This is a genomic window from Pseudomonas edaphica, assembly GCF_005863185.1.
GTDB classification, from domain to species: Bacteria; Pseudomonadota; Gammaproteobacteria; order Pseudomonadales; family Pseudomonadaceae; genus Aquipseudomonas; species Aquipseudomonas edaphica.
Map to the genome: position 1 here is coordinate 1 of NZ_VBVZ01000162.1, position 11,471 is coordinate 11,471.

General features: G+C 61.0%; 10 protein-coding genes and 1 pseudogene. 2 read left to right on the plus strand and 9 right to left on the minus strand.

Annotation, left to right across the window (positions count from 1 at the left end; all coding sequences use genetic code 11):
* Positions 1–52 precede the first annotated feature (52 nt).
* Positions 53–1,966 carry a phosphodiesterase DibA gene (gene dibA / locus FEM54_RS12935; protein ID WP_138451225.1) on the minus strand — a complete coding sequence of 638 codons (1,914 nt, stop codon included), beginning with the start codon at positions 1,964–1,966 and terminating at the stop codon, positions 53–55.
* 166 nt (positions 1,967–2,132) lie between these two features.
* Between dibA and desA the strand changes: the two genes are divergently transcribed.
* Positions 2,133–3,317, plus strand: coding sequence for a delta-9 fatty acid desaturase DesA (gene desA, locus FEM54_RS12940; RefSeq protein WP_017136693.1), 1,185 nt, complete (start codon positions 2,133–2,135; stop codon positions 3,315–3,317).
* A 323-nt stretch (positions 3,318–3,640) separates the two neighbouring features.
* A complete protein-coding gene (locus tag FEM54_RS12950) occupies positions 3,641–4,642 on the plus strand; it encodes a sensor domain-containing diguanylate cyclase (RefSeq protein WP_020372691.1) in 1,002 nt (333 codons plus the stop codon).
* 167 nt (positions 4,643–4,809) lie between these two features.
* Here FEM54_RS12950 and FEM54_RS12955 read toward each other — a convergent pair whose 3' ends face one another.
* The 8 genes and pseudogenes from FEM54_RS12955 to FEM54_RS12990 form a co-directional block, all read right to left on the minus strand.
* Positions 4,810–6,012, minus strand: coding sequence for an HDOD domain-containing protein (locus tag FEM54_RS12955; RefSeq protein ID WP_099549553.1), 1,203 nt, complete (start codon positions 6,010–6,012; stop codon positions 4,810–4,812).
* Positions 6,013–6,151: 139 nt separating this feature from the next.
* Positions 6,152–7,429 (minus strand): 4-aminobutyrate--2-oxoglutarate transaminase, encoded by a 1,278-nt coding sequence (gabT, locus tag FEM54_RS12960; protein WP_138451227.1) that lies wholly within the window; start codon positions 7,427–7,429, stop codon positions 6,152–6,154.
* Positions 7,430–7,610: 181 nt separating this feature from the next.
* Positions 7,611–9,053, minus strand: coding sequence for an NADP-dependent succinate-semialdehyde dehydrogenase (gene gabD, locus FEM54_RS12965; protein WP_017136690.1), 1,443 nt, complete (start codon positions 9,051–9,053; stop codon positions 7,611–7,613).
* A gap of 294 nt (positions 9,054–9,347) precedes the next feature.
* Complete coding sequence (locus FEM54_RS12970) at positions 9,348–9,662, minus strand: RebB family R body protein (protein ID WP_003187551.1); 315 nt, start codon at positions 9,660–9,662, stop codon at positions 9,348–9,350.
* 50 nt (positions 9,663–9,712) lie between these two features.
* Positions 9,713–10,027 carry a RebB family R body protein gene (locus tag FEM54_RS12975; RefSeq protein WP_005783676.1) on the minus strand — a complete coding sequence of 105 codons (315 nt, stop codon included), beginning with the start codon at positions 10,025–10,027 and terminating at the stop codon, positions 9,713–9,715.
* 83 nt (positions 10,028–10,110) lie between these two features.
* Entirely contained in the window at positions 10,111–10,434 is a 324-nt protein-coding gene (locus tag FEM54_RS12980) for a hypothetical protein (protein ID WP_138451229.1), read from the minus strand.
* A gap of 40 nt (positions 10,435–10,474) precedes the next feature.
* A complete protein-coding gene (locus FEM54_RS12985) occupies positions 10,475–11,101 on the minus strand; it encodes a hypothetical protein (protein WP_138451230.1) in 627 nt (208 codons plus the stop codon).
* A gap of 82 nt (positions 11,102–11,183) precedes the next feature.
* A pseudogene (locus tag FEM54_RS12990) lies at positions 11,184–11,471 on the minus strand (hypothetical protein); the annotation flags it as partial.

Consider the following 11,471-nt stretch of genomic DNA (forward strand, 5'->3'; position numbering starts at 1 on the left):
GACTGATACTGCCTCATCGCGGGCAAGCCCGGCTCCCACATTGGCCTGCATTTCACATGCGGATAGAGGGTGCCCTGGCCCAATCCATTTCTTTCGCCGGCACCGGCCGGCCAAACCAATACCCTTGCGCCAAATCACACTCTTGCTCCAACAAAAACCGCGCCTGCTCCACCTGCTCAATGCCTTCAGCATGCACCTGCATGCCCATGCTTTTTGCCAACGCGATCACCACGCGCACAATCGCCGCGTCGTCTTCATCCCACGGCAAGCCGGCGACAAAACCCTGGTCGATCTTGAGCTTCTGCACCGGCAGGCGCTTGAGGCGCAGCAATGACGAATAACCGGTACCAAAGTCGTCAATCGCCAGGCGCAGGCCCAGCTCGCGCAGGCGGTGCAATTGCTCAAGGGCGACTTCGGGGTCTTCCATCACGGCGCTTTCGGTGACCTCAAGCTCCAGATAAGCCGGGTCAAGGCCGGTGGTGTGCAGCACCTGGGCGACTTGCTCATACAGTTCACGCCGGGCAAACAAACGGCTGGAGACATTCACCGCAATAAAGCTCAACGGCGCGCCATCGGCCAGCCATTGGCCCATCTGGCGGCAGGCCTGGTCCATCACCCAGGCATCGATATCGGCAATCAGCCCGGTGCGCTCGGCAATCGGGATAAATTCACCCGGCGGCACCAGGCCGCGCTCAGGGTGTTGCCAGCGCACCAGGGCTTCGACGCCGACCAGACGACTGTCTTGCAGGTCGTGCACGGGCTGGTAGTACACACGCAGCTCTTGCTGATCGAGGGCGCGGCGCAGTTCGCTGGCGATTTCCACGCGGTGCTGGGCGTGGGCCGTCAGTTCTTCGGTGTACAGCGCATAACCTTCGCGGCCGGCGCTCTTGGCTTTGAACAGCGCGGAGTCGGCATTGCGCAGCAGTTGTTCGGCGCTCAGGGCATCACTGGGAAACAGACTGATTCCGATGCTGGCGCTGATAAACAACTGGTTGCCGTCGAACACAAACGGCTCTTTCATCGCATCGAGCATGCGCTGTGCCAGCGCGGCAGCCTGCACCACCTGTGGACAACTTTCGGCCAGCACGGCGAACTCATCGCCACCGAGGCGCGCCAGGGTCACGCCGGGGCCGAACAGGCCCTTTAACCGCTCGCCAACGGCCTTGAGCAGCTGGTCACCGACATTATGGCCGAGGCTGTCGTTGATGATCTTGAAGTGGTCCAGGTCCATCAACAGCAACGCGCAGCCGCGTTTGTGCACTTGCGCCGAGGCCAGCGCCTGCTCGGCGCGGTCGGTGAACAGCAGGCGGTTGGGCAAGTCGGTGAGCGGGTCGTGGTGGGCCAGGTGCGCCAGTTCGTGCTCGGAGTCCTTGATGGCGCTGATGTCGGAAAACACCGCGACGTAATGGCTGACCTGGCCCTGGTCATTGTGGATAACTCGGATGGTTTGCCACTGTGGATAAATCTCACCGCTTTTACGCCGGTTCCAGATTTCGCCGCTCCACTCGCCGGTGCGTTCGAGGGTCTGGAACATCTGTTGATAAAAATTCGACGAATGGCGTCCGGACTTGAACAGGCTCGGCCGTTCGCCCATCACGTCCTCTCGGCTGTAGCCGGTGATCTCCATAAAGGCCCGATTCACATGCACGATCAGCCCATGGGCGTCGGTGACCAGTACGCCTTCACGGGTGCAATCGAACACGGCGGCGGCCTGTTGCAGGCGTTCATGGTTTTCTTTCAAGGGTTGCTGCAACCGATGGGTGCGGGCAAAACGGGCACAGATCAGGTAAATGACCCACGCGCTGAGGGCCACCCACACATAACCGCGCGCCTGCAACCAACGTCCTAACTGCCTCGGGTCATCGAGAAAGTTGATCAATAGGTGGTTGCTGAGCTGGAGCCACACAATGGAAACCAGCAGGTATACCAGCCCCACCCGCAGGGCACCTCGGTACGAAAACAGCATATGGTCAGTAATCCTTACCCAAAAAACAAAATCGCCCTACAAACGCTGCGGATTATAGAATAAGAAACATCCAGTCACTCCTATCTGAAAGGGCGGCTGGTTTTCTCTGTAGGCTTAGTGATAATGCGTGAGCTGTTTTTTTCTTTATCTGAGGGCCATACAGCCTATGTGGTACAACGGTTTTCTTGACCTGTCAGCCTGGCAACTGGTGGCAGTCACGCTGTTGATGACCCACGTGACCATTGTTGGGGTCACGGTCTATCTGCACCGTTATTCAGCCCATCGCTCCCTGGAGCTCAATGCCGGCCTGAAACACTTCTTCCGCTTCTGGCTGTGGCTGACCACGGCGCAGAACACCCGCGAGTGGACCGCCATCCACCGCAAGCACCACGCCAAGTGCGAAACCGTCGACGACCCGCACAGCCCGGTCATCAAGGGTTTGTCCACCGTGCTGCGCAAAGGCGCCGAGCTGTACCGCGCCGAGGCCGAGAACCCCGAGACCCTGCGCATCTACGGCAAAAACTGCCCGGACGACTGGATCGAACGCAAAATCTATACGCCATACCCGCTGCTGGGCGTGGCGATCATGGGGGTCATCGACCTCCTGCTGTTCGGCACCATTGGCATCACCATCTGGGCGATCCAGATGATGTGGATCCCGTTCTGGGCCGCCGGTGTGATCAACGGCCTTGGCCATGCGGTCGGTTATCGCAACTTTGAGTGCCGTGACGCCGCCACCAACCTGGTGCCGTGGGGCATCATTGTTGGCGGCGAAGAGCTGCACAATAACCACCACACTTACCCGAACTCGGCCAAGCTGTCGGTGAAGAAGTGGGAGTTCGACCTGGGTTGGGCGTGGATCAAAGTGTTCAGCTTCCTGCGCCTGGCCAAGGTGCAGCGCGTCGCGCCGATCGCGCACCGCGTGGAAGGCAAAGGCCACCTGGATATGGACACCGCCATGGCGATCCTCAACAACCGCTTCCAGATCATGGCCCAGTACCGCAAGTTGGTGATTGGCCCACTGGTCAAGCAGGAGCTGGAAAAGGTCGATCATTCGGTACGCCACCAGTTCCACCGCGCCAAGCGCCTGTTGTCACGTGAAACCAGCCTGCTGGATGACCGCCACCACGTGCGCATCCAGAGCATGCTCGAACACAGCCACGCGCTGACAGTGATCTACGAGAAGCGCCTGGCGCTGCAGCAGATCTGGCTGAAGACCAGCACCAATGGCCACGACATGCTGGCCGCGATCAAGGAATGGGTGCATGAGGCTGAGGCCAGCGGCATTCAGTCCCTGCGCGATTTTGCCCACCAACTGAAGACCTACTCGCTGCGCCCTGCAGCGGTCTGACACGGTCTAGTGGTGAGCGGGCTTGCTGTGGCGAGCAGGCTTGCCCTGCGTTGGGCTGCGAAGCAGCCCTGAAACCAAACACCGCGCCCTGCCTGGCAGAACGCGGTGTTTTTATTGGGGCCGCTGCGCGCCCCAACGCGGGGCAAGCCCGCTCGCCACAGTAAGCCCGCGCTCTGCATACTGGTTTCTGACGCCATTTCTTAGTCAGCCCGTTCACGGAACTTCACCGCAAATCCCCTCTCTCAAGGAACACTTCGCCATCATGGTGGCCCTTGCACTGACCGCTGCTCCATCCTGCGGCGAGCCCAGAGAGAGTTGTGCCGATGGTTCCCGAAAAGCCTTATTCAACCGATGCGCCCGTCGCTGAGCACCCACGCCCGGCTGCGGCGGCCACCCTGCTGGCGCTGATGCATGCCCAAGGTGAAGTCGAACGGCTGAGTGAGCGTGAACAACTGCTCAGTTCACTGTTGGTCAGCGTGAATGCCGTGCTGTGGGCCATCGATTGGGAAACCCGGCGTGTGTTGTACGTGAGCCCGGCCTACGAGCGGGTGTTCGGCCGATCCGCAGGTTTACTGCTCGCCGACCACCGCGAATGGCGCAACAGCATTCACCCCGAAGACCTCGATTACGCCGAACACAGCCTGGCCCGGGTGTTGGAAGACGGCGCCGTGGAGGACCGCGAGTACCGCATCATCACCGCCGACGGGCAGATTCGCTGGCTGAGCGACAAGTGCTATATCAACCAACAGGTCGAACCCGGCAAGCCGTTGATTGTGGTGGGCATGGCCGAAGACATCACCGAAAAAAAGCACATGGAGTTGGAGCTGCACCGACTCGCCACCACTGATGTGCTGACCCAAAGCAGCAACCGCAGGCACTTTTTCGAATGCGCCAACCAGGCGTTCGACAGCGCCTGCGCCCAAAGCGCCCCGCTGGCGTTCCTGCTGCTGGACATCGATGACTTCAAAGACGTCAACGACAGCTACGGCCACCTGGAAGGCGACCAGGTGCTGCGGCGTATCGCCGAGAGCGGTCGCGGCGTGCTGCGCCGTGGCGACCTGTTCGGGCGCATTGGCGGCGAAGAGTTCGCTGCGGTACTGCCTGGCTGTGCGCCGCACATGGCGTTGCAGGTAGCCGAACGGCTCGGCAAGGAAATCCAGGCCCTGAGTTTCAGCTATGAAGGCCGGGAGTTTACCGTGACCGTCAGCCAAGGCCTGGCCAACCTGCGTGAAGACGACTCAACCCTGGACAGCCTGTTCGCACGGGCCGATGCCGCCATGTACGAGGCCAAGCGCCAAGGCAAAAACCGCGTCATAGAGGGCTAGAACTCGATCAAGCAATGGGAACCGGCCTGGTTGGGAGCTGGCTTGTGTGGGAGCTGGCTTGCCTGCGATGCCGGCACCTCGGTCTATCAGGGGTACCGAGTTGATGCTATCGCGGGCAAGCCCGGCTCCCACACAAGCCCGCTCCCAGACCTGAACTTCGTTGCCCGCTAGGTTTTGCGCACCCGCGTCAGCTCCGACAAGCCCACCTTGAGTAACCTGGCCGTCTTGCTCTTGGCCAGCGCTTCCAACCCTTCATGCTCGGTCAGACGCGCCATTTGCGCCGCCAGGTTCACCACCAGCGCGTCGCGCGAATACACCCCACCCTCGAGTGAATAGGTCGCCGCAATCAACTGCCGCAACTCCAGCGGCAAGCGCCAGCGCGTGCGCAACGCCGAGCCATAGGCGGCGCCAAAGGTGTCGAGGGACTCACCGATTGCCTCGTCATCCAGCGCCCCGCCACCCAGGCGCCAGTCTTCCAGGCAGCGTAACAACGCCAAGTCACCCAGCCGATGCAGAATGCCCGCGCAGTAGCAACGTTCGTGGTCCAGTTCCAGCATGCGCGCCAGGCGGCGGCCGTAGTCGGCGGTGTCCTGGGACAACTGCCAGTGGCGCTCGGCGTAGGCCACCAGCGCCGGGTCACCCAGCACCACGTTGTGCTTGAGCGCCAGGCCCAGGATCAGGTTCATGCTCTGCCCGGCGGCGAGCTTTTGCAGTGCAGCGGCCAGGGTCTGCACCGGCGTGCCGTGATGGCCGGCGCTGTTGGCGGCGGCGATCAGCACAGCGGTGATTTGCGGGTCGGTTTTTACCTGATCTTCCAGTTGCTTGAGGTCCAGGCCGTCCGGCGCCAGGCTGTGTTGCACGGCGGCTTTCACATCGACCCGCAGCGGCGCGCCATCACAGACGTCGCGGCGGCGTTCCAGGAACACTGGCAAGGCCATACCGGGCGCCAGCGGCGGTATCTCGCAATACACACTTTCGCCTTCATCGAGCAGCAGGTCTTGCAGGCGCTGGGTCAGGCCTTCCATGTTCAGGGGTTTGGTCAGATACGCCGTGGGCGCCAGAGGCAAGGCTTCGCGCACGCTGGCGCTGTCATTGCGACTGCTCAGCAGAATAAACGGCAGCGAACGGCGCTTCTGGCGCACGCTGCGCAGCAGGCTCAGGCCATCGACGCCCGGCAGTTCCCAATCCGCCAGGATCAGGTCGTAGGTTTTGTCTCGCAACAGCGTGGCCGCTTCCTGGCCATCGGCACACACATCCAGCCGCGCGTCGCAGCGCACATTCAACAACACTTGCTTGAGCAGGTCCCGCGACCAAGGGTCCGCCTCGGCAATCAACACGCGGGGTACAGCGGGTAAATCAACAGCAGTCATCCAGCACGCTCCATCGGCAATACTTGCACCTTAGACAATCACGCCGCCTGCGTACAATGAACATGGCCTGAATGTGCTGCAGCGGGCACAAAAAAACCCGCCGAGGCGGGTTTTTTCTGTCGATCAAGTCAGCCTCCGCTTACAGCTCGGAGAAGCACTCTTCGATGATCGCCAAGCCTTTGTCCAACTGCTCGTCCGGCGAGGTCAGCGGGACCAGTACGCGCAACACGTTGCCGTAGGTACCGCAAGACAGCAGGATCAGGCCCTTGTCACGCGCCTTGGCCACCACGGAAGCCACGGCAGCGGCGTTTGGCTTGTGGCTGTCGCCATCTTCGAACAGCTCAACCGCGATCATCGCGCCCAGGGCACGCACTTCGCCGATCACCGGGTACTTGGCTTGAATGGCTTTGAGGCCCGTCACCAAGCGCTCGCCAACCGCCTTGCAGCGGTCCAGCAGGTGCTCTTCTTCGAACACTTCCATCACCGCCAGCGCAGCAGCGCAAGCAATCGGGCTACCGGCATAAGTGCCGCCCAGGCCGCCTGGCGCAATGGCATCCATGTATACAGCCTTGCCGCACACACCGGCCAGCGGGAAGCCGCCAGCGATGGATTTGGCGAAGGTGGTCAGGTCGGCAGCCACGCCCATCTGTTCCATGGCGAAGAACGTACCGGTACGGCCGGCACCGGTTTGCACTTCGTCGGCGATCAGCAGGATGCCGTGCTTGTCGCACAGTTCGCGCAGGCGCTTCATGAAGGATTTAGGCGCGACGTAGAAACCGCCTTCGCCCTGCACCGGCTCGATGATGATCGCAGCGATGTCACGCGGCTCGGCATCGTTTTTGAAGATGCGTTCGATGCTGGCGATAGCGTCATCATCGCTCACGCCGTGCAGTTCGTTCGGGAACAGTGCGCGGAATACGCCGCCTGGCATCAGGCCCATGCCGGCCGAGTACGGCACGACTTTACCAGTGAGGCCCAAGGTCATCATGGTGCGGCCGTGGTAAGCGCCGGTAAACGCGATTACGCCAGCACGGCCAGTGGCGGCGCGGGCGATTTTCACGGCGTTTTCGACCGCTTCGGAACCGGTGGTGACCAGCAGGGTTTTCTTGGCGAAATCACCTGGCACCTTGGCGTTGATCTTTTCGCACAGCTCCACGTAAGGCTCGTAAGCCAGCACCTGGAAGCAGGTGTGAGTCAGCTTGTTCAGTTGCTCGGTCACGGCCGCGATGATTTTCGGGTGCACGTGGCCGGTGTTCAGCACGGCGATACCGCCGGCGAAGTCGATGAACTCGCGACCTTCAACGTCGGTCACGGTGGCGTTCTTCGCGGATTCGGCGAAGATCGGGTGAATCTGGCCAACACCGCGCGGTACAGCGGCTTCGCGGCGTTTCATCAGGGATGCGTTGGTCTTGCTCATAAAGTCCTCATTCGCCACTCATCGGGTGGCGTGGTCCAAGGAATACGTGGCGGGGAGGCAACTACGGCAGCATGCGATGATCGACTGCCACAGCTTTCCCGGCCACTACGAATAACGTCTTCAAACACGCAAAGGGTCAGCGCTCTCGTGCCCTCTGCGTTTGCTGCATCTCGTGCCGAGCTTAGATGCCCAGGCAGAGGTATTTGATTTCCAGGTAATCCTCGATCCCGTACTTGGAGCCTTCACGGCCCAGGCCCGAAGCCTTGATGCCGCCGAACGGCGCCACTTCGTTGGAGATCAACCCGGTGTTGACGCCAACCATGCCGTATTCCAGGGCTTCAGCCACACGGAACACACGGCCCAGGTCGCGCGCATAGAAGTAGGAAGCCAGGCCGAACTCGGTGTCATTGGACATCGCGATCACTTCGGCTTCGTCTTTGAAGCGGAACAGCGGCGCCAGTGGGCCGAAGGTTTCTTCCTTGGCAACAGCAGCGTCTTTGGGCACGTTGACCAGAATGGTCGGCTCAAAGAAGTTGCCTTCCATCACTTTGCCACCGGCCAACAGCTTGGCACCTTTGCTCAGAGCATCGGCAATGTGCTCCTGAACCTTCGCCACGGCTTTTTCGTCGATCAGCGGGCCAGTGGTGGTGCCTTCTTCCAGACCGTTGCCGATCTTGAGTTTGGCCACGGCGACTTTGAGTTTTTCGGCGAACGCGTCGTACACCGAATCCTGGATGTACAGGCGGTTGGCGCAGACGCAGGTCTGGCCGTTGTTGCGGTACTTGGAGATGATCGCGCCTTCGACGGCCTTATCGAGGTCGGCGTCGTCGAACACAATAAACGGCGCGTTGCCGCCCAGCTCCAGCGAGACTTTCTTGATGTCCTTGGCGCATTCGGCCATCAGCTGGCGACCGATTTCGGTGGAGCCGGTGAAGGACAATTTACGCACGATCGGGTTGCTGGTCAGCTCGCTGCCGATATCACCGGCGCTGCCGGAAACCACGCTGAACACGCCTTTTGGAATGCCCGCACGCTGGGCCAGCTCAGCCAGAGCGAACGCCGAAAATGGGGTTTGCGAAGCCGGCTTGAGCACCATGGTGCAACCGGCGGCCAGCGCCGGGCCGGCTTTACGGGTGATCATCGCGGCCGGGAAGTTCCACGGCGTGATGGCCGCGGTAACGCCGATCGGTTGTTTGATCACGATCAGGCGCTTGTCCGGCTGGTGGCCAGGAATCACATCACCGTAGACGCGCTTGGCCTCTTCGGCGAACCACTCGATAAAGGAAGCGGCGTAGACGATTTCGCCTTTGGCCTCGGCCAGCGGCTTGCCCTGCTCCAGGGTCATCAGGCGCGCCAAGTCGTCCTGGTTCTCGATGATCAGCTCAAACCAGCGACGCAGCTTGTTGGCGCGGTCCTTGGCGGTGAGTGCACGCCAGGCCGGCAGGGCCTTGTCGGCGGCTTCGATGGCGCGGCGGGTTTCAGCCGCGCCCATCTTCGGCACGGTGCCGAGAATTTCGCCCGTGGCCGGGTTGTTGACCTTGATGGTTTGACCGTTGTCCGCATCGACCCAAGCGCCATCGATAAAGGCTTGTTGGCGGAACAACTGGGTATCTTTGAGCTGCATGTCGGCTTTCCTTAACAGCACCGCGCGCACGCGGAGCGAATTAGAGTTGTTGAAAGGCGCCTTGTGGGCTGCCGTCAGGGAAATCAGCCCCAGCACGCGAGATAAGTGAAATAGCGCACGGGAGACAGAGCGTTTGAAATCTCAAACGAATCCTAGGATCAATGGGGGTACAGGGCAATAGTCTGTTCGAAAAAAAGAACGAAAACGGCGCATTTGATGCATCTTTCAGATCAAGCGCACAAACGACAACAGCCCCGGTGCCTTGTGGGCGCCGGGGCTGTTGGGCCTTGCAACTTACGGTTGGAACGACTTGAGCACGGCCAACAGGCTGGTCAAGTTGTCGGCCACGCCACCTTGGGCGACTTTTTCGGTGGCCGCAGCGCCAGCGGTGGTGTCGACGCTGTAGATCTGCATCACGCCTTGGTTGGTGGCGGCCTGGGCCAGGGTGTTTTGTTGCTGTTGGGCCGAGACCGAGTTCTGGAACAGGATCGCCGTGGCCTGGCCCATGGATTGATAGATCGTGCTCATGGCCATCGCTGGCGATTCGGCAACGACCTTGACGTTGGTCTGGGTGACGGCATCGGTGATTTGCGGGCTGACTGTGCTCATGGTTGAAACTCCTGGTGTGAGAAAGAACAACATCCGTTATCGCTGAGTGCTTAAGGCTGGAAGGACTTGAGCACAGTCAACAGGCTGGTGAGGTTATCCGAGACGCCGCCTTGGGCGACTTTTTCGGTGGCCGCCGCACCGGCGGTGGTATCGACGCTGTAGATCTGCATGACGCCCTGGTTGGTGGCCGCCTGGGCCAGGGTGTTTTGCTGCTGCTGGGCCGACACAGCGTTCTGGAACAGAATCGCCGTGGCCTGCGCCATGGATTGATAGATAGTGCTCATCGCCATCGCCGGCGATTCGGCCACCACTTTGACGTTGGTCTGGGTGACCGCGTCGGTAATTTGCTCGTTAACAAATGCCATGATCAATTTCCTTATAGGGGTACACGGTGCATTCCGTGTTCATGAATGAACGTTGCCAAACAGGCGCTGTGAAACGCGCGAGCTCAAGGTTTCGCAGTTGGGCCCAGCGCCGCTTCAATCTGCGTAATCAAACCCTGGATCAGGGCCTGCACTTCCTTGCGTTGCGCGTCCTTGTCCGGGGCCGCGCCGTCCAACACTTGGCGTAGCGCCGCCTCACGCTGCTCGGCGGCAGCCTTGAGCGCTTGCTCATTGGCCTTGGACTGCTCAAGCACCTGGCTGGCGCGCTTGAGGGTTTCGTCGACGATGGCCTGGGGCGTTCCGGCGAAGATCTGCGGGTTGCGCAGCATCGCTTCCAGCCGCAGGCGATCATCGCTGGACAGCACTGAGGGTGTGGCTGGGTGAGCCATGACGGCCTCCTTGGGTACTACGTTGCTGGCTGAAGGGCCGCTAAAGCCGCACCTCGACGTTGTCCTGCCAGAAGCCCGAGAAGTAGAAATACGCCGAGGCATCACAGAACGTCGCCAACTCCGCAGGGGTAATGGCGCTGGGTTGGCTGCCGAAAATCGCCGGCGGCGGCGGCAGCAGGTTGGCCGAGTTATAGAGGTTGCCGACTTCATAGCAGTTGGCCGCGAACTGGGAACAGAACGAGCTGCTGCCAATCGCCACCGACTCGTTGATGCGCTCGACCAGGCTGGTGTTGGAGGTCCAGCGCCGGAATGCAGAAATCATCGCGTTCCACACGCTGTAACGGCCATGGATATCGCCGCTGATCTTGTCGAAGTAGAACTGCTTGGCCGCCACGACTGCCGCTTCGCCCAACTCACTGCTCACGCAAGAGAAGACCATCGCCGAACGCGGGGGCTTTTCAAGGCTGAGGTCAGTCAGCGACAGCCCCTCACCCACGCTTTCAATCACCTGGGTGTCGCTCACCGCAATCGCCGGATGAACCACATTCAGGAACGTCGTGTCCTGGGAAAACACCTTGGCCTTGACCAACTGGCCCGCACGAATGAACGCGCGCGTCGCGCTGTCATCTTCTTGCTTCACCGAAAAAATAATATCTCCAGGCTGCATGATGTCGCTCCTCACTTAAGAAAAGTTGCTTTCAAGTTGCTGTTGCACCGTTCCAGAAGAACCCTGGAACGTTGTGCTCGGTTCAGGCCGCTGGCGCAGCCCGGTTGGCCAAGGTGCCGGCGTACTTGGCGATGCTCTGGTCGATCTTGTCGATGGCCACGCTGGCGGCTTCGGCTTCCATCGCACCCGCGGCGGCGGCCACGGCGGCAGCGGCGCCCACCAGCAAGTCGGTGGCCAAGGCGCCCAAGGCGTCTTCGGCAGCGGCCGGCAGGTTGTCCTTGACGATGTTCTCGGTCATTTGCTGGAGCAGCACAGCTTGGGCTGCCAGGGCGATCTTGCTGACCCCGTCGAAATACCCCGCCGCCGCCTG

Bases quoted from the DNA above. Each gene is read 5' to 3' on its own strand.
- dibA (WP_138451225.1), bottom strand. From the start codon at position 1,966: ATGCTGTTTTCGTACCGAGGTGCCCTGCGGGTGGGGCTGGTATACCTG.
- desA (WP_017136693.1), top strand. From the start codon at position 2,133: ATGTGGTACAACGGTTTTCTTGACCTGTCAGCCTGGCAACTGGTGGCA.
- FEM54_RS12950 (WP_020372691.1), top strand. From the start codon at position 3,641: ATGGTTCCCGAAAAGCCTTATTCAACCGATGCGCCCGTCGCTGAGCAC.
- FEM54_RS12955 (WP_099549553.1), bottom strand. From the start codon at position 6,012: ATGACTGCTGTTGATTTACCCGCTGTACCCCGCGTGTTGATTGCCGAG.
- gabT (WP_138451227.1), bottom strand. From the start codon at position 7,429: ATGAGCAAGACCAACGCATCCCTGATGAAACGCCGCGAAGCCGCTGTA.
- gabD (WP_017136690.1), bottom strand. From the start codon at position 9,053: ATGCAGCTCAAAGATACCCAGTTGTTCCGCCAACAAGCCTTTATCGAT.
- FEM54_RS12970 (WP_003187551.1), bottom strand. From the start codon at position 9,662: ATGAGCACAGTCAGCCCGCAAATCACCGATGCCGTCACCCAGACCAAC.
- FEM54_RS12975 (WP_005783676.1), bottom strand. From the start codon at position 10,027: ATGGCATTTGTTAACGAGCAAATTACCGACGCGGTCACCCAGACCAAC.
- FEM54_RS12980 (WP_138451229.1), bottom strand. From the start codon at position 10,434: ATGGCTCACCCAGCCACACCCTCAGTGCTGTCCAGCGATGATCGCCTG.
- FEM54_RS12985 (WP_138451230.1), bottom strand. From the start codon at position 11,101: ATGCAGCCTGGAGATATTATTTTTTCGGTGAAGCAAGAAGATGACAGC.